This window comes from Streptomyces sp. NPDC048565, assembly GCF_040650935.1.
GTDB lineage: Bacteria > Actinomycetota > Actinomycetes > Streptomycetales > Streptomycetaceae > Streptomyces.
On the sequence record NZ_JBEZIH010000034.1, the window covers coordinates 64,626 to 82,488 of the forward strand.

A 17,863-nucleotide genomic window follows, 5' to 3' on the forward strand; every position below is an offset into this window, starting at 1 on the left:
GGCCTCACGAGGGGAAGATCGCTTTCTGATTGTGGGGGACGGATGCCCATCAGCGAAAATCGGCCCTGACCCCGTCACCCAGGGTCAGGAGCAGCAGGGAACTCCGCAGCGTGTTCAGCGCCCGATGCGGCCCCGCACCATCGCGGTCAGGGCGCTGACCTCCGGGAGGCGCAGGAAGTGGGCGACGGCCAGGAAGACGCCGAGCAGGACGAGGCCGCCCGCCAGCAGGGACGCGAGTGAGCCCGCGGCGCCGCTGCCGAGGGTCGTGGTCACCGCGTACGCCACGCCGCCGCCGGCCGCTGCGGCGGGCACGGCAGCCGCGACCAGACGGGCGTAGGTGCCGAGGACGCGGCGGCCGTCCAGGTCGCCGCCGAGCCGCTTGCGCAGGCGGCGCCAGGCGATGCCGACCCCGACCCCGTAGGCGAGGCCGTACGAGGCGGCCATGCCGGCGACCGCCCAGCGGGGGCTGAGGACGACGAAGCACAGCGCGGATCCTGCGGCGTTGACCAGGGCGACGACCACGGTGTTGTAGAAGGGGGTGCGGGTGTCCTCGTAGGCGTAGAAGCCACGCAGGACGACGTACTGGACGGAGTAGGGGATGAGCCCCAGGCCGAAGGCCATCAGGACGAACCCGATGCCGCGGGCCCCCTCGGCGCCGGAGCCCGCGTAGAGCAGGGTGGCCATGGGGACGCCCAGGGCAAGGAACGCGAACGCGCAGGGCACGATGGCGACGGCCGAGGTTCTCAGGCCGTACGAGATGTCCTCCCTGATCGCCGCCTTGTCGTCGTCCTGGGCGGCGCGGGAGATCCGGGGCAGGGCCGCGGTCATCACCGAGACGGTGATGATGGCCTGCGGCATCTGCCAGAGCAGCAGCGCGTAGTTGTAGGCCGTGATCCCCGAGCCCGTGTGCCCCGCGTCCTCGGCGAGTGAGCCGGCCTCGGTGGCCAGCTGGGTCACGACGATCATGCCGAGCTGGTTGACGAGCACGAAGAGAAGCGTCCACTTGGCCAGGCCCATGGCCTTGCCGAGGCCATGGCCCCTGAAGTCGAACCGCGGACGCAGCCGGAAGCCCGCATCGCGCAGGTACGGCAGCATGGCCAGCGCCTGCACGGTGAGTCCCAGCAGGGTGCCGAGCCCCAGAAGCCGTACGCCCTCGGGGGTGACGGTCGCGGGGCTGACCGAGGATTCGGTGAAGCTGCCGAAGGCCCAGACGAAACCGCCGAACGAGGCGATGATCACGAGGTTGTTGAGCACCGGCGTCCACATCATCGCGCCGAAGCGTTCGCGGGCGTTGAGGATCTGGCCGAGGACCACATGGGCGCCCATGAAGAACAGGGTGGGCAGGCAGTACCGGGCGAAGGCCACCGTGACCGCCATGCGCTGCGGGTCGGAGGCGATGTCCGGGGACATCATGTGCACCAGCAGCGGGGCGGCGAGCACACAGACGACCGTGACGCCCGCCAGGGCGACCATCACCAGGGTCAGCAGCCGGTTGGCGTAGGCCTCTCCCCCGTCGTCGTCCTTCTTCATGGCCCGCACGAGCTGGGGGACGAAGACGGCGTTGAGCGCCCCGCCGCCGACCAGGACGTAGATCATCGTGGGCAGCACGTTGGCCACCTGGTAGGAGTCGTTGAGCGTTCCCACACCGATCGCCGCCGCCATGACGAGGGTGCGCAGGAAGCCGGTGATGCGGGAGACGATCGTGCCGGCCGCCATCACGGCACTGGACTTGAGCAGGCTCCTGGGCCCCCCGGACGGCTTCGCCGGGGCCTCCGAGGCGGGGGCGGGAGCGGGAGCGGGCACGCCGCCGGCCGGGAGGCGCAGGACCATCGTGTCCTCGGGGGCGAGACGCAGTCGCATCGTGTCGTCGGGGGCGACGCGCAGAGCCATCGTCTCCTCGGCCGGTCCCCCGCCCGTCGGCCCCCGGGTACCGTCCGTCGGGTCGTTCGGCGCGCCCATGCTTCTCCCCCACCGTGCGTCGGCGATCCCGGCCGTGTCCCGCGCACCGCGGCGCGTCGTGGACAGGGGGTTTCACCGCTGGGGCCACCCGTGCGCGACCTCAGGCCATCAGCGTACTGGCGTGCGATTCGGGTGCGGTCGCCGCTCCCGCACAGTCCTCCACGGAGTCACGGATGCCCCGCGGACGGGGTCGCCCTCGGTGCCGCTGAGACTGAGGCTCCTCAGCACACCGTCCGCCGCAGGCGGTGAGCGCGGCGAGGAGCAGCGCGGCGGAACAGGTCAACGCGGTGCGTGCGCGGGGGCGTTGCGCGGTGATGCCTTCCATCCGACGGCAATGGTCCAGATCTATATGCCATGCGGGTGGGGTCGCCGGCAAGGGGACGGATCGAAGGGTTCGCGATGTCGCGATGAGTTCCGGGCGCGGAAGCGGTCACAAAGACATGGAAACGAACGACAGAACCGCTGACGGAACCCCATCCGGCGTCGATCTCGGACCGCCGGCGCGGCAGATCCTCGAACTGGCCGGCTCCATCGACGACCGGCAGCTGGACGGCCCGACCCCCTGTCCCGACTACGCGGTACGCGAGCTGCTCGGGCATGTACTGGGACTGACCGCCGCCTTCCGTGACGCGGCGCGCAAGAGGACCGGCCCGACGACCGACACCCCTCCGGACTCGGCCCTGCCGGTGCTGCCCGACGACTGGCGCACGACGCTCGGCCCCCTGCTGGACGAGCTGGTCGAGGCCTGGCGCTCCCCGGCCGCGCTGGAGGGCATGACCCGGGCCGGGGGCATCGATCTGCCCGGCAGGGTCGCGGGGATGGTCGCACGGAACGAGCTGGTCGTGCACGGCTGGGACCTGGCCAGGGCGACGGGGCAGGAGTTCCGGGCGGACGAGGAGAGTCTGCACGCGTCCGAGGCGATGCTGACGCCCGGGGACGACGACGACCCCTCCGGGCCCGAAGCGATCTTCGGCCCGCCGGTGCCTGTCCTGGCCGACGCACCACTGGTCGACCGGGTGATCGCGCTCAGCGGGCGCCGGCCCGACTGGCGACCGGGCGACTGACGGCAGCGCGACCCGCCGCCACCCGGGAGGCCGGGCGCGCTCAGCTGGTGAAGAACTCGGTGATCTGCTGGGCCACCTGGTCCGCGTGCTTCTGGTGCGGGTGGTGGCCGCCGCCCAGGGTGAGCAGCCGGCAGTCGGGGATCAGCGAGGCCATGTCCGCCAGCCGCGCCTGCGGCATGCTGCTCTCCGGCCCCCCCGCGATCATCAGCGTCGGCGCGACGATCTGCCCGAGCTCCTGCTCCCAGCCGGGGTCGGGGTCGGCGACCTGGGCCCGGACGGCGGGCACGGCGTTCTCGTCGTAGTCCACCGGTCCTGCGGGGTGGCCGTCGGCCACCAGCTGCCCGGGGAACGGCGGCGGGGTCTCGACCAGGACCAGGCGTTCCACCCGGTCCGCGTGCTCCTCGGCGAGCAGATAGGCGACCACTCCGCCCATCGAGTGGCCGACGAGGCCGACCCGGTCGAGCTCGCAGGCGTCGAGGAACTCCAGGACGTCGTCCCGCATCTGCTCGAAGGCGTACTCGTCGGGCCAGTCGCTCTCGCCGTGCCCGCGCATGTCGATGGCGTACACCCGCCACTCCTCGCCGAGCAGGGCGCCCACCGCCTCCCAGCTCCGGGACGAGCCGCCGAGGCCGTGCAGGAGGACGACGGGCGAACCGAAGGGGTCTCCCCAGGTCCGGTACGCCAGCCGTACATCGCCGACATCCACAACAGACTGATCTTCCATGATGAGCACGCTACAGGCGCCACACCCACGTCGGCGCCGCCCCCCGACCTGGCACGCTTGACGCGTGAAGCACACACGTCTCGCCCTCGCCGCCCTCGCGGCGCTCGCCCTGACCGGCTGCTCCGGGTCCGGGGCCGGACCCGAGAAGGGGCTCGGCGACCCCGCGAAGAAGGACATCGCGATGCGACTGGTCTCCAGCGCGGAGAACTCCACGCTCGACTGGAAGTCCCAGTACGGCTACATCGAGGACATCGGCGACGGCCGCGGCTACACCGCCGGCATCATCGGATTCTGCTCCGGCACCGGCGACCTGCTGGAGGTCGTCGAGCGCTACACGGACAAGAACCCGGAGAACGCGCTCGCGGCATTCCTGCCGGCGCTGCGCGCGGTGAACGGCAGCGACTCGCACGAGGGGCTCGGCGACGCCTTCACCGATGCCTGGGCGAAGGCGTCGAAGGACCCGGACCTCAGGGCGGCGCAGGACGCGGAGCGCGACAGCGAGTACTTCGATCCGGCGGTCGAGCGCGCCGAGGCCGACGGGCTCAGCGCCCTGGGGCAGTTCATCTACTACGACGCGTACGTGATGCACGGGTACGCCGACGCCGAGGGCACGGTCGGCTTCAGGACCATACGCGCCGACGCCGTCGCGGAGGCCGATCCGCCGTCCGACGGCGGCGACGAGGAGACGTATCTGAACGCCTTCCTGGACGCCCGGGTGGCCGCGCTCCACGAGGAGCCCTCGCACAGCGACACCAGCCGGGTGGAAACCGCCCAACGCGTCTTCGTACGCGAGGGGAAGCTTCAGCTGGAGACCCCGCTGGCGTGGAAGGTCTACGGGGAGAGCTTCCGCATCACCGGGGACTGAACGGCCTTCGCGCAACCGGCTTCCAAGGGGTTACCGGCCGTCCCGAACTCTGATAGGAAAGCTTCCTAACAGAACATCGGAACGACGAACTCCCCTGGGAGGACCGGTGCCTTACCCCCACAACAGCACCTCACGTCGCACCACCCGACTCATCCGTACCGTCCAAGTCGCCGCGTTGGCCATCGGGCTGGCGTTCACGGCGATTCCGGCCACCGCACACGCCGGCGCCCCCACGCCGCCGGCCGCACACCTGGAGGCAGCCGCGACCGGTCTCGACGATCCCGCGAAGAAGGACATCGCGATGCAGCTGGTCTCCAGCGCGGAGAACTCCACGCAGGACTGGAAGTCCCAGTACGGCTACATCGAGGACATCGGCGACGGCCGCGGCTACACCGCCGGCATCATCGGATTCTGCTCCGGCACCGGGGACATGCTCGCCCTGGTGGAGCTGTACACCGAGCGGCAGCCGGGCAACGTCCTGGCGGCGTACCTGCCCGCCCTGCGAGCGGTGGACGGCACCGATTCGCACGAGGGCCTGGACCCCGGCTTCACCGGTCACTGGGCCGAGGCCGCTTCCGACCCCGGGTTCCAGCAGGCGCAGCAGGACGAGCGCGACCGGGTGTACTTCGACCCGGCGGTCCGCCAGGGCAAGGACGACGGACTCGGCACACTCGGCCAGTTCGCGTACTACGACGCCATCGTGATGCACGGCGGCGGCGGCGACAGCACGAGCTTCGGCGCGATCCGGCAGCGGGCGCTGGCCGAGGCGGGCCCGCCCTCGCAGGGCGGTGACGAGACGGCCTACATCGACGCGTTCCTCGACGCACGGGTCTGGGCGATGGAGCAGGAAGAGGCCCACTCGGACACCAGCCGGGTGGACACGGCACAGCGGGTGTTCCTGCGGGACGGCAATCTGAATCTGGATCCGCCGCTGGACTGGCAGGTGTACGGCCAGAGTTTCCACATCGGCTGACACCACCCGTACGCAGGTGTGCGTACGGGCGCCCTCGACCGGACGCCCGTACGCGCATGGGTCAGTGGGCGACGGGCAGCGCCCGCGAGTCCTCCTGCGGCTCGCCTTCCACGGCTTCCCCGTCAGGACCGGTGTCCGGCGTACGGCCCCAGTGGTTGAAGGCCAGGTTCAGCACGATCGCCACCACGCAGCCGGTCGAGATGCCCGAGTCCAGGACGACCAGCAGGTCGTCGGGGAAGGCGTGGTAGAAGTCCGGCGCGGCGATCGGGATGAGGCCGATACCCACGGCCGCCGCGACGATCAGGGCGTTCTCGCCCTTCTCCAGGGCCGCGGCGGCCAGCGTCTGGATACCGCTCGCGGCGACCGACCCGAAGAGCACGATGCCGGCGCCGCCGAGGACCGGGAGCGGCACGAGGGCGATGACGGACGCGGCCACGGGGACGAGGCCGAGCAACACCAGGATGACTCCGCCCGCGGCGACGACGAACCGGCTGCGGACCTTGGTCATGGCGACAAGACCGATGTTCTGGGCGAACGCGCTGCACATGAAGCCGTTGAAGAGCGGGCTGATGGCACTGCCGAGTGTGTCGGCGCGCAGTCCGCCCTCGATGGTCCGCTCGTCCGCCGGGCGCCCGACGATCTTGCCGAGGGCCAGCATGTCGGCGGTGGACTCGGTCATACAGACCAACATCACGATGCACATCGAGATGATGGCGGCGATCTCGAACTGCGGTGCGCCGAAGTGGAACGGCGTCGGGAAACCGACCACGTCGGCGTCGCCCAGTGCCCCGAAGTCGGTGATGCCGGCGGGGATCGCGATGAGGGTGCCGACGACCAGGCCGAGCAGGATCGCGATCTGCTGGAGGAAGCCCCGTAGCAGTTTGCGCAGGGCGAGCACGATCACGAGGGTGACGGCGGCCATCAGGATGTTCGTCGTCGAACCGTAGTCGCCGGCGGTCTCGTTGCCGCCCTGCGACCAGTTGAAGGCGACCGGTAGCAGCGAGACACCGATCAGGGTGATCACGGTGCCGGTGACGACGGGTGGGAAGAACCGCACCAGTTTGCAGAAGTACGGGGCGAGGACGAAGCCGAGGAGACCGGCGACGATGATCGCGCCGAAGATGACGGCGATGCCGTCGTGTCCGCGGTCCTTGCCGATCGCGATCATCGGGGTGACCCCGGCGAACGAGACGCCGTTGACGAACGGCAGCCTGGCGCCGATGCGCCAGAAGCCGAGGGTCTGGAGCAGGGTGGCTATCCCCGCGGTGAAGAGGCTCGCCCCCATGAGGAAGGCGGTCTCCTTCACACCGAGGCCCACGGCGGGCCCCACGATCATGGGCGGGGCCACCACACCCGCGTACATCGCGGCCACGTGCTGGAGGCCGCTGGTGAACATCCTCAGGGGAGGAAGTGTCTCGTCGACCGGGTGGGTGCCACCACCCGGCTCTCCGGATGTTCCTGCTTCTGCCGCGCTTGCGTCGACTGCGTTCTTGCGAAACCTGGGCGTAGCTGCCACGGCTTCCTCCGGTCGGGTGCACGTCGAGTGACGTGGGTGTCAGGGAGGTGGTGCTGAGTGGTGCGTTCATGCAGGTCGTGCAGCTGGTGCGGGCAGCTTCGAGCTCACCTGTGCGGGGCACGTACGGACGTACGCGCCCCGCACAGGCTGCCGTGAACCCTAGGGCGTGTTTCGAAAGTAGCGCCCTAGGGGTACGCGGCGGCCGGCCGAGGGCCGTCCCCCTCGGCCGGCCTGTCAGGGGGTACGGAGCATCAGGCTCCGGCGGCGATCCGGGCCAGGCGCCCGGCCTCGTCGCGGGTCGCGCGGGCGATGGCGTCCTCGTCCACGGTGGTGAGGTGGTTGTCCTCGACGACGGCCCTGCCGTTGACGAGGGAGAGGGTGACGGGGGCGGCGGCGCCGAAGACCAGCGCGGTCACGGGGTCGGCGATGGAGGCGTGGGCGAGGGTGTCGAGCTTCCACAGCACGAGATCGGCGAGCTTGCCGGGTTCCAGGGAGCCGATCTCGTCGGCACGGCCGATGACCCTCGCGCCGCCATGGGTACCCAGGCGGAGCGCCTGGCGGGCGTCGAGTGCCTTCTCGCGGTGGGCGCCCAGACGGTTGATCAGGAGGGCGTTGCGCAGTTCGGTGTGGAGTTCGCCGGACTCGTTGGACGCGGTGCCGTCGACGCCGAGCCCGACCGGGACACCGGCGGCGAGCATGTCGGGGACGCGGGCGATGCCCGCGGCGAGGCGGGCGTTGGAGGACGGGCAGTGCGCGACGCCGGTGCCCGTGCGGGCGAACGCGGCGATGTCGGAGTCGTTCATATGGACGCAGTGCGCCATCCACACGTCGTCGCCGAGCCAGCCTGTCGACTCGAAGTAGTCCGTCGGCCCCATCCCGAACAGCTCCTTGCAGAACTGCTCCTCCTCGACGGTCTCCGAGCCGTGGGTGTGCAGGCGCACGCCGCGCCGCCGGGCCAACTCGGCGCCCTGACGCATCAGTTCGGTGGAGACGGAGAAGGGTGAGCAGGGCGCGACCGCGATCTGTGTCATCGCGTCGAAGGAGCTGTCGTGGTGTGCGTCGATGGTGGCCTCGGTGGCGGCGAGCGCTCCGTCAAGGGTTTCCACGGCGAAGTCCGGCGGCAGTCCGCCGTCCTTCTCGCTGCGGTCCATGGAGCCACGCGCGAGGGTGAAGCGTACGCCCATGTCCCGGGCCGCCCCGATGATCGCGCCGGACAGATCGCCGGAGCCACGGGGATAGACGTAATGGTGGTCCATGGCCGTGGTGACACCGCCGCGGGCCATCATCGCCAGCGAGCCCTGCGCGGCCGCGCGGGCCATCGGCTCGTCCAGACGCGCCCAGGTCGGGTACAGCGCGACCAGCCAGTCGAAGAGGTTGTGGTCGGTCGCCAGGCCCCGGGTGATCCACTGGTAGAAGTGGTGGTGGGTGTTGATCAGGCCCGGGGTGACGAGGTGGCCGGTGCCGTCGACGCGCCGTACCACTCCCCCGAGGTTCCGCGGCGCCTGGCCGGCGCCGACGGACTCGATGCGGTTGCCCGCCACGACGACGTGCCCGGAGGCGTATTCGGTGTCATGGGCGTCGACGGTGGCGATCGAACAGTTCTCGATGACGATGCGCTGTGGGTCTGCCGGAGCTGCCATGGTGCTTCCCTCTTCTGTGGCTGGCGATGTGGGCACGGCAGGACCCTAGGAGGATTTGAGTGCCACAGCGCTACGGCTGTGGGTGCCGAGATGATGCCCGCGGCGGGGCGGAGGCCGGTTCAGCACCGCGTCAGAGGTTGGTCATGTCGACCGGGATCTTCGGCTCGACGCCGTCCCGGAGCACCGTCGCCTCGATGAGGCCGTACGGGCGGTCGGCGGCGAAGTAGACCTCATTGTCGTTCTTGAGGCCGAAGGGCTCCAGATCCACCAGGAAGTGATGGTTGTTCGGCAGCGAGAAACGGATCTCGTCGATCTCGCTGCGGTTGTCGATGATGCGCGAACCCATCTGGTAGAGGGTCTGCTGGAGCGAGAGGGAGTACGTCTCCGCGAAGGCCTGGAGCATGTGCTTGCGCGTCTGCTCGTAGGACTTCTCCCAGTTCGGCATGCGCTCCTCGTCGCTGGTCCAGTTGTACCGCCACCGGGCGGAGACATCGGTCGCGAGGATGCGGTCGTACGCCTCCTTCAGCGTCGTGTACTTGTCCTTGACGTAGCCCCAGAACTCCGAGTTGGTGGAGTTCATGACGGTGAGGTCCTTGAGGCCGGAGATGACCTCCCACTTCTCGCCGTCGAAGGTGATCTGGGTGGTGCGTGTCTCCTGGCCCTTGCGGACGAAGGAGTGCTTGACCTCGTCGGCGCCGATGAACCTGGAGTTGCCGTCTGAGGTCGCGATGCGCTCCCAGGCGTACTCCTCGATCCTGATCCGGGCCACCTCGATCGGCTCCTGCGAGGTCACGAAGTGCCGGGCGAGGTGGATGCCGAACTGCTCGGCGGACTCGATGCCGTGTTCCTTGGCGAAGGCGAACACCGTGTTCTTGGTGGTGTCCGTCGGCAGGACGTTGGCGTTGGAGCCCGAGTAGTGGACGTCGTCCATGTCGCCGGAGAGGGCGACCGAGACGTTGAGGTCCTTGATGTGGTGGGTGTCGCCGTCCCGCACGATCTTGACGACGCGGTTCTCTGCTTTGCCGTACTGGTTCTGGCCGAGAATCGTGGGCATTGTCTGCTAGCTCCCTCGGTAAACGGAGTAGCCGAACGGGTTGAGCAGCAGCGGTACGTGAAAGTGCTCGCCCGGGGCGACGGCGAACGCGATCGCCACCTCCGGGAAGAACGCGCCGCTGTCCCTTACGCGGGGGGCGTCCTGCTGCGCCTCGGCTTGCTTCTTCGCGGTGAAGTACGACTCGGTGTCGAAGACGAGCCGTACATGGGTGGTTCCCTCCGGCAGGGCCGGCAGGTCCTTGCAGCGCCCGTCCGCGTCGGTCGCGGATCCGCCGAGCGCCACGTACTGCGTGTCGACGCCGCTGCGGGCGGCCAGGGAGACGGTGACGGCTTCCGCGGGACGGCCGATGCTGGTGTCCAGGATGTGGGTGGACACCGATGCGGTGGTGTCGGTGCTCAAGACCGTCACGCTCCTTGTTCTCTGCTGGTGGTACGAGTTCTCAGGAGTCCTCTACGAGGCGGGTCAGCCGGATGCGGTTGATCTTGCCCAGCTCGGTTCGGACGATCTCGCGTTCCTGCTCGGGCGAGTTGCCGATCCGGGCCTTCACCGCGTCGCGCATCTGTTCACCGGTGGCTCCGGTGGCGCAGATCAGGAAGACATGTCCGAACCGTTCCTGGTAGGCCAGGTTGAGTTCGAGCATCTCCGCCCTGAGCTCATCGGACGCGCCGGCCATCCCCCGCTGCTCACGGGCGGAGGCCGGGTCCCCCGGTGCGGGGCGCCCGATCGGCGGGTGGCCGGCCATGGCCTCGGCCAGGTCCTCCGCGGAGAGCTCCGCCATGGCGGAGTCGCTCGCGGAGAACAGGGTTTCCGTGTCGGCGTACGGCCGCTGGGCGAGGACGGAGCTTCCCCATGCCGCACTGGCACACACCTCGTGCAGCGCGGCCGCGGCCTCTCCGGTCGCCAGGGTGTTGAACCGGGCGAGGCCCGGTGTGGAGCTCGTAGTCACGGGAGCCTCCGTGGCTTTTTTCGCTGTGCGTTGTCGGGCTGCGGACAGCTAACGCCCTTCGCAACATCACGTCAACAGTTTGTTGAAATTCCGCGAACAGATTGCCGCTACTCACCCTTGGCGGCGTTGTCCCGGTTGAGATAGTTGTAGACGGTGAAGCGGCTGACGCCGAGCGCGCCGGCCACGGTCTCCACACCGTGCCGTACGGAGAAGGCGCCGCGTGCCTCAAGGGTGCGCACCACGCCCTGCTTGGCCTTACGGTCCAGGCCCGCCAGGGGCATTCCGTACCGCCGCTCCAGCGCGGCCAGGATGTGGTCCAGCGATTCGGAGAGCTGCGGGAGCCGTACGGCTATGACGTCGGCACCCTCCCACGCGAGGACCACGTCCTCGGTGGTGGCCTGCTCCGGGGCGAGCAGCTCGGCCCCCATCGCGTCGACGAGCGGCTTCACCGCTCTGACCAGCGGGTGATCTGCCGGTCCGGTCACGGGATGTCCTCCCCGATCACGTTGAGCTGGAGGGAGACCCGGGTGGCACCCGAGGCCAGCGTCCTGCGCAGCAGGGAGTCCACGGCGGTGAGGACCTCGTCCGCGCCCCCCTCGGCGGTGTTCCCGAAGGGCCCCACGTCCACGGCGTCCAGGTCCGCGGTCCGGATGACCTCGCGGGCCACCACCGCATGGGCGGGTGCCTCGTCGAGATCGAAGGGCTCGGTGGTGAATTCCACCCTCAAGCGCACGGTGCCTCCCTCATGTCCCGCCGCGTCGGTCGGCTCGCACGGCTCGCCCCGACCCTAAGGCACGGATCCGGGGGGCCCGGAGGGTCCCGGCGCGGTGGCCACGGGCACGGTGGGCCGCGGGTGCGCCGCCGCCCCCGTGGCTCCGGCCTCACGGCCCGGCCTGGATGTCCCCCCGGGTGGACGACGCGATCGGGTCGCCCTGCGGGAAGTCTCCGGGCGGGATCCCGGGGTGGTGCCCGTCCCTGGCCGGTGAGGCGCCGGCGGCGGCCGGGCCGAGCGCCAGTCGGGAGACGATCCGGTAGCGGTCGCCCCGGTAGAGCGAGTGGACGTACTCCACGGGCTGCCCGGTGGTGTCCGAGGTCAGGCGCTCGAAGAGCAGGGCGGGTGAGAGCTCGGGGACCTCCAGGAGCTGGGCCTCGGCCCGTGTGACGACGGTGGGTTCGATGGCCTGGACCGCCTCGCGGACATGCACCGCGTGGGTGTGGCGGAGGTGTTCGTAGAGATCGCCGTCCTCCAGCTCCCGCGCCGAGAGGCCGGGCACCAGCGCCGCCCTGATGTGCAGGTGCTCGATGGCCATGGGGGCGCCGTCGACCAGCCGCAGCCGTGCGACGTACACGATCTCGCCGGCGGGCGACATCCGCAGCTTGCGTCCCACCCTGGCGCCGGCCTGGAGGGTCGTGAACTCCAGCAGCCTGCTCGTCCAGGCTCCGGCCGCCTGCGGCACGCTCATGGCGAGGTCGGCGGAGACCAGCTCCTGGGTGATCTTCGCCGGTGCCACGAACATCCCGCGCCCGTGCTCGCGGACGAGCAGTCCGGCGGCCACCAGTTCGTCGACGGCCGCCCGCAGGGTGGGCCGGGACACGCCGAGCCGGGCACAGAGGGCCCGCTCGGACGGGATGGCGTCACCGGGACTGCGGCTCTCGATCAGTTCGAGGACCGCGTCACGCGCCCGTTCCCGTTTGAGTACCGTCCCCGTCCCCGGTGCGTCGGCTTCCATCCGTCCCCCTTCGCGCGCCCCGCTCCCCTTACCAGTTGGGCGAGCCATGACCACTGGTCAGAAGAGTCTAGTCACCCCCACGGACAGAGCCAGCGGGTGATACGCCATCAGTTTCCCCAAATCACCTTCATTCTCAAGGGGTTGACGACCTCATTGGTCTATGCCACCTTCATCCACCATCAAGAGGTGAGCTGTCCAGTGGGCTTCACTGGTCAGGTGGTTTCGAGGCCGCACACCCGGACATCGACGTCAGGATCCGGATCCAGGAGTGGGACGACATCGGCGAGAAGATCACCGCCGCCCTGGCGGGCGACACGCAGGTGGCGCAGTGCGCCGGGAGCGGCGGCCTGCGGGACCTCAGCGACAGGAAGGACGAGCTGGACGGCGATGACCGGCTCTCGACGGCCTGTCCGAGCCTGGCTCGTACGAGGGGAAGCAGTACGGCATTCCGCGTACGGCATTCCGCGCCACGCGGCCAACCGCGTCGTGATCTACCGCAAGGACCCCGCCTCTCACCACGCGATCCCTCGCGACCGCGCCCGCAGGTACAGCGCGCCCACCTCTGTAACCCACCCCCACCGTTCCCCATCCCCCACCGTTCCGGAGAGGAACACCGGCATGAAGACATTCCGCAGGACCCGTATCGGCGCGACGGCGGCCGCCGTCATCCTGGCCCTGGGCTGCACGGCCCTCGTCGCCCTGCCCTCGACCGCGGGTGCGGCGACGGCCGAAGGGCCCACACTGTTCGACGACTTCGACTACACCGGTCACACGGACCCGCAGATCACGGCGAACGGCTGGAGCATCCGCTCGAACTCCGGCGGCCCCGGGGTGCCGGGTGCCTCCTGGGCGCCGGAGAACGTCACCTTCAGCGGCCAGGGCGGCGACTCGGTGATGAATTTGGAGACCTCGACGGCGGGCACCGGGGAATCGACGGTGCAGACGGAGATCCTCACGCAGTCCATGAAGTTCCGCAACGGCACCTATGCGGCGCGGGTGAAGTTCAGCGACGCGCCGACCTCGGGGCCCGACGGGGACCACCTCGTCCAGACCTTCTTCACCATCAACGACCTCAAGGAGCCGATGGCGGACGACTACTCCGAGTACGACTTCGAGTACCTGCCCAACGGCGGCTGGGGCGAGTCGGGGAACACCCTCTACACCACCTCCTGGGAGACCTTCCGCCCCGATCCGTGGGAGGTCGTCAACGAGCACAGCGAGGCACGGCAGAGCTACGACGGGTGGCACGACCTGGTGGTGACGATCGACGACAGCGCCATCACGTACTACATCGACGGTGAGCTGTTCGGCACGCACGGCGCGCAGTACCTCCCTGAGCGGCCGATGTCGATCAACTTCAACCAGTGGCTGATCGATCTGGAGGGCCTGAGCAGCAGCGATCCCCGCTCGTACGACCAGCAGGTGGACTACGTGCTGCATGTGAAGGACCAGGTCCTCTCCCCGGCCGAGGTGTCGGACCTGGTGAGCGGCTACCGGGCTGCGGGCACGACCTTCGAGGACACGGTGCCGGGCGTCTGACCAGGCAGTTGTGAGCAGGAGCGGGGCGGAGGGCGCAGGTGCCTCCGCCCCGCTCCCGTGTGTTCGGAATCCGGGTCACCTCTTGACAGCCTCGCCTGACACCGGGCAATCTTCCGTTAGGCAGAAACTAACTTCCGCAATACGGAAGGAGCGCATGATGGGCTACTCGGACCAGCGCTTCGATGTGAACCTCTCGATCCTCTTCACCGAACTCCCGCTCCTGGAGCGCCCCGCGGCGGCCGCCGCCGCGGGCTTCACCGCGGTCGAGCTCTGGTGGCCCTGGACCGGGACCCCCACCCCCGCGCAGGCCGAGCTCGACGCCCTGAAGAAGGCGCTCGACGAGGCGGGCACACAGCTGGTGGGGCTCAACTTCTACGCCGGCGAGCTCCCCGGCCCCGACCGCGGGGCGCTCTCGCTGCCCGGCGATGAGTCCGACCGCTTCCGCGCCAACATCGACGTGGTGGCGGACTTCGCGGCCTCGGTCGACTGCAAGGCGCTCAACGCGCTGTACGGCAACCGCGTCGAGGGCGTGGACCCTGCCGTCCAGGACGAACTCGCCCTGGAGAACCTGGTCCTGGCCGCCCGCGCGGCCCACCGGATCGGGGCGACCCTTCTCATCGAGACACTCAACGACACGGAGTCGCCGCTCTACCCCCTGGTCAGCGCGCCGGCGGGCATCGAGGTCGTCGACCGTGTCAACGAGGCGACGGGACTCGGTAACACCACGTTCCTGCTGGACCTCTACCACCTGTCGATGAACGGCGAGGACCTCAGCCAGGTGATCAAGGCGCACGCCGCGAAGACCGGGCACGTCCAGATCGCCGACAACCCGGGGCGCGGCGCGCCCGGCACCGGCTCACTCCCGCTGGAGCGCCTCCTCGACGAGCTGACCGAGGCCGGTTACGACGGCTGGGTCGGCCTGGAGTACAAGCCCGGCGACCGGCCGAGCACCGAAGCCTTCGACTGGCTCCCGGCCCGGGGCCTCTGAGACCCGGCCCCTCCCGTACCCACGCCTACCGGAAGGCAGCACACCCTCATGAGCACCAACCTCCCCAAGGTCGCCTGGATCGGGCTCGGCATCATGGGCTCCCCCATGTCCGAGAACCTGATCAAGGCTGGATACCAGGTGACCGGTCACACCCTGGAGCAGGACAAGATCGACCGACTGGTCGCGGCAGGCGGCAAGGGTGCCGCCTCGATCGCGGAGGCGGTGCGCGACGCCGACGTCGTGGTCACCATGGTGCCGGCGTCCCCGCAGGTCGAGGCCATCGCGTACGGCCCCGACGGCATCCTGGAGAACGCACGGCGGGGCGCCCTGCTGATCGACATGTCGTCGATCACCCCGCAGACCTCCGTCGGCCTCGCATCGCGCGCGAAGGACAAGGGCATCCGCGTCCTCGACGCCCCCGTCTCCGGCGGCGAGGCCGGAGCGATCGAGGCCGTCCTGTCCATCATGGTCGGCGGCGAGCAGAGCGACTTCGACGCCGCGCAGCCGCTGCTCCAGGCGCTGGGGAAGACGATCGTGCTGTGCGGTCCGCACGGCTCCGGCCAGACGGTGAAGGCGGCCAACCAGCTGATCGTCGCGGTCAACATCCAGGCCTGTGCCGAGGCCGTCGTCTTCCTGGAGAAGTCCGGGGTCGACCTCCCCGCCGCGCTCGACGTGCTGAACGGCGGGCTCGCCGGCTCGACGGTCCTGACCCGCAAGAAGGGCAACTTCATCAAGCGTGACTTCGCTCCGGGCTTCCGGATCGACCTGCACCACAAGGACATGGGCATCGTCACGGACGCCGCCCGCAACGTCGGCGCCGCACTGCCCGTCGGCGGGGTCGTGGCCCAGTTGGTGGCCTCGCTGCGCGCACAGGGTGATGGCGGCCTGGACCACTCGGCGCTGCTGCGCTCGGTCGAGCGCCTCTCCGGCTCGTAGCCCCACCCCCTCCTCTCCTTCCCCCTCCCCCCCTGAACTTCCGGGTCGCGGCGGCGCTGACACCTGTCCTGTCGCGCCCAGGCGCCGCCGCGATCCGGAACACCACACTCCGATTTCAACAAACCGTTGACGCCTTAGTCGCGGCGAATCTACGCTCCCGAGGCCGTCAGCAGCCCGTACGGAAGGCCTCCATGTCCCAGCGTGTGCTCACGACCGAGTCAGGCGCCCCGGTCGCCGACAACCAGAACTCCGCCACGGCCGGCGCCGGCGGGCCGATCCTCGTCCAGGACCAGCACCTGATCGAGAAGCTCGCACGCTTCAACCGTGAGCGCATCCCGGAGCGCGTCGTCCACGCCCGCGGCTCAGGCGCGTACGGCTACTTCGAGGTGACCGACGACGTCAGCGGCTTCACCCGCGCCGACTTCCTCTCCCAGGTGGGCCGCCGCACCGAGACGTTCATCCGCTTCTCGACGGTGGCCGACTCGCTGGGCGGCGCGGACGCCGTCCGCGACCCCCGAGGCTTCGCGCTCAAGTTCTATACGAACGAGGGCAATTACGACCTGGTGGGCAACAACACCCCGGTCTTCTTCATCAAGGACCCGGTCAAGTTCCCCGACTTCATCCACTCCCAGAAGCGGGACCCGTTCACGGGTCGCCAGGAGCCGGACAACGTCTGGGACTTCTGGGCGAACTCCCCCGAGGCAACCCACCAGGTCACCTGGCTGATGGGTGACCGTGGGATCCCCGCCTCCTACCGCCACATGAACGGCTTCGGCTCGCACACGTACCAGTGGACGAACGCGCAGGGCGAGGCCTTCTTCGTCAAGTACCACTTCAGGACCAACCAGGGCGTGCGCTCCCTCTCCGCCGAGCAGGCCGCCGAGCAGGTCGGCAAGGACGCCGGCTCGCACCAGACGGACCTGCTCCAGGCCATCGAGCGCGGCGTCAACCCGTCCTGGACGCTGCACGTGCAGCTGATGCCGGCCGCCGAGGCGGCGGACTACCGCTTCAACCCGTTCGACGTGACGAAGGTGTGGCCGCACGCCGACTTCCCGCTCCGGCGTGTGGGCCGGCTGGTGCTGGACCGTAACCCGGACAACGTCTTCGCCGAGGTGGAGCAGGCGGCGTTCTCGCCGAACAACTTCGTGCCCGGTATCGGCCCTTCGCCCGACAAGATGCTCCAGGGCCGGCTGTTCGCGTACGCCGACGCGCAGCGCTACCGGCTGGGCATCAACCACACCCAGCTGCCGGTCAACGCGCCGAAGGCGGCCGAGGTCGACAACTACGGCCGCGACGGTCTGCACACCACCCGGTACGGCTCGCGCCACGACAAGAACTACGAGCCCAACTCCTACGCGGGCCCCGCGCAGACCGGCGCCGCCCTCGCCTCCCCGCTCGCGGTTCACGGCTGGACGGGCACGCACGAGGCTCCCGCCCGCACGAAGGACGACGACTTCTTCCAGGCGGGCGACCTCTACCGGCTGATGTCGGCGGACGAGAAGGACCGGCTGATCGCCAACATCGCGGGCGGCCTCTCGCAGGTCACCCGTGACGATGTGATCGAGAAGAACCTGGCCCACTTCCACGCGGCCGACGCCGACTACGGCAGGCGCGTGGAGGAGGCGGTCCGCGCCCTGCGCGAGGACTGAGCCGCCCCCAAGACCCTGCCGGTGCCGCGCACCCCGGTGCGGGGCAGCACACGGCACCGGCAGGACGAGACCGCGGCGGCGGACGACGCCAGTGCGGTGGCGAGGGCGCCCGGCGTCCCGGTTCCGGACCTGAGGGAACCGCCCCGGGCAACCCGCTCGCCGCCGCCGCGGTCACTGTGGCCACAGCGAACCCCCAGGCTGGCGGGGCTGTACGGGCGCGCCGTCACCCGTGGGGCGGACATCCGGGCCGAAACCGCCTCCCGGGGCTGCGCCCGGTCAT

General features: G+C 69.9%; 16 protein-coding genes and 2 pseudogenes. 8 read left to right on the plus strand and 10 right to left on the minus strand.

The window, feature by feature from the left end:
• Positions 1 to 114: 114 nt before the first annotated feature.
• Positions 115 to 1,959, minus strand: coding sequence for a murein biosynthesis integral membrane protein MurJ (gene murJ, locus AB0C75_RS31900; RefSeq protein WP_362895366.1), 1,845 nt, complete (start codon positions 1,957 to 1,959; stop codon positions 115 to 117).
• Positions 1,960 to 2,399: 440 nt separating this feature from the next.
• Here murJ and AB0C75_RS31905 point away from each other — a divergent pair, with 440 nt between their 5' ends.
• Positions 2,400 to 3,023, plus strand: coding sequence for a TIGR03086 family metal-binding protein (locus tag AB0C75_RS31905; RefSeq protein ID WP_362895368.1), 624 nt, complete (start codon positions 2,400 to 2,402; stop codon positions 3,021 to 3,023).
• A gap of 40 nt (positions 3,024 to 3,063) precedes the next feature.
• Here AB0C75_RS31905 and AB0C75_RS31910 read toward each other — a convergent pair whose 3' ends face one another.
• On the minus strand, positions 3,064 to 3,747 hold the full coding sequence (locus AB0C75_RS31910) for an alpha/beta hydrolase (protein WP_362895370.1): 684 nt from the start codon (positions 3,745 to 3,747) through the stop codon (positions 3,064 to 3,066).
• A gap of 64 nt (positions 3,748 to 3,811) precedes the next feature.
• On the opposite strand from AB0C75_RS31910, the gene AB0C75_RS31915 reads away from it, so the two are divergent.
• Positions 3,812 to 4,612 (plus strand): chitosanase, encoded by an 801-nt coding sequence (locus tag AB0C75_RS31915; protein WP_362895372.1) that lies wholly within the window; start codon positions 3,812 to 3,814, stop codon positions 4,610 to 4,612.
• Positions 4,613 to 4,718: 106 nt separating this feature from the next.
• Complete coding sequence (locus AB0C75_RS31920) at positions 4,719 to 5,585, plus strand: chitosanase (protein WP_362895374.1); 867 nt, start codon at positions 4,719 to 4,721, stop codon at positions 5,583 to 5,585.
• 61 nt (positions 5,586 to 5,646) lie between these two features.
• Here the strand turns inward: AB0C75_RS31920 and AB0C75_RS31925 are convergent, their stop codons facing one another.
• The 8 genes from AB0C75_RS31925 to AB0C75_RS31960 form a co-directional block, all read right to left on the minus strand.
• Entirely contained in the window at positions 5,647 to 7,101 is a 1,455-nt protein-coding gene (locus AB0C75_RS31925; RefSeq protein WP_362895376.1) for a nucleobase:cation symporter-2 family protein, read from the minus strand.
• A gap of 251 nt (positions 7,102 to 7,352) precedes the next feature.
• Positions 7,353 to 8,741, minus strand: a complete 1,389-nt coding sequence (locus tag AB0C75_RS31930) for an 8-oxoguanine deaminase (protein WP_362895378.1) — start codon at positions 8,739 to 8,741, stop codon at positions 7,353 to 7,355.
• A gap of 130 nt (positions 8,742 to 8,871) precedes the next feature.
• Positions 8,872 to 9,795, minus strand: a complete 924-nt coding sequence (gene pucL, locus AB0C75_RS31935; protein WP_362895380.1) for a factor-independent urate hydroxylase — start codon at positions 9,793 to 9,795, stop codon at positions 8,872 to 8,874.
• 6 nt (positions 9,796 to 9,801) lie between these two features.
• Positions 9,802 to 10,194, minus strand: coding sequence for a hydroxyisourate hydrolase (uraH, locus tag AB0C75_RS31940; protein WP_362895382.1), 393 nt, complete (start codon positions 10,192 to 10,194; stop codon positions 9,802 to 9,804).
• Between the two features lie 40 nt (positions 10,195 to 10,234).
• Positions 10,235 to 10,741, minus strand: coding sequence for a 2-oxo-4-hydroxy-4-carboxy-5-ureidoimidazoline decarboxylase (gene uraD, locus AB0C75_RS31945; RefSeq protein ID WP_362895384.1), 507 nt, complete (start codon positions 10,739 to 10,741; stop codon positions 10,235 to 10,237).
• Between the two features lie 107 nt (positions 10,742 to 10,848).
• Positions 10,849 to 11,226, minus strand: coding sequence for a helix-turn-helix domain-containing protein (locus tag AB0C75_RS31950; protein WP_362895385.1), 378 nt, complete (start codon positions 11,224 to 11,226; stop codon positions 10,849 to 10,851).
• Positions 11,223 to 11,474 (minus strand): hypothetical protein, encoded by a 252-nt coding sequence (locus tag AB0C75_RS31955; RefSeq protein WP_362895386.1) that lies wholly within the window; start codon positions 11,472 to 11,474, stop codon positions 11,223 to 11,225. Before AB0C75_RS31955 ends, AB0C75_RS31950 begins: the two co-directional genes overlap by 4 nt.
• Positions 11,475 to 11,622: 148 nt before the next feature.
• On the minus strand, positions 11,623 to 12,471 hold the full coding sequence (locus AB0C75_RS31960) for a GntR family transcriptional regulator (RefSeq protein WP_362895387.1): 849 nt from the start codon (positions 12,469 to 12,471) through the stop codon (positions 11,623 to 11,625).
• Positions 12,472 to 12,662: 191 nt separating this feature from the next.
• Between AB0C75_RS31960 and AB0C75_RS31965 the strand changes: the two are divergent.
• The 5 genes and pseudogenes from AB0C75_RS31965 to AB0C75_RS31985 form a co-directional block, all read left to right on the plus strand.
• Positions 12,663 to 12,975, plus strand: a pseudogene (locus AB0C75_RS31965) (extracellular solute-binding protein); the annotation flags it as partial.
• Between the two features lie 225 nt (positions 12,976 to 13,200).
• Positions 13,201 to 14,010 (plus strand): annotated as a pseudogene (locus tag AB0C75_RS31970) (glycoside hydrolase family 16 protein); the annotation flags it as partial.
• 157 nt (positions 14,011 to 14,167) lie between these two features.
• Positions 14,168 to 14,998: a TIM barrel protein gene (locus AB0C75_RS31975; RefSeq protein ID WP_362895392.1), complete on the plus strand. Its 831-nt coding sequence runs from the start codon at positions 14,168 to 14,170 to the stop codon at positions 14,996 to 14,998.
• A 48-nt stretch (positions 14,999 to 15,046) separates the two neighbouring features.
• Positions 15,047 to 15,934 carry a 2-hydroxy-3-oxopropionate reductase gene (locus AB0C75_RS31980; RefSeq protein WP_362895389.1) on the plus strand — a complete coding sequence of 296 codons (888 nt, stop codon included), beginning with the start codon at positions 15,047 to 15,049 and terminating at the stop codon, positions 15,932 to 15,934.
• Between the two features lie 191 nt (positions 15,935 to 16,125).
• Positions 16,126 to 17,583, plus strand: a complete 1,458-nt coding sequence (locus AB0C75_RS31985; RefSeq protein WP_362895390.1) for a catalase — start codon at positions 16,126 to 16,128, stop codon at positions 17,581 to 17,583.
• Positions 17,584 to 17,863 lie beyond the last annotated feature (280 nt).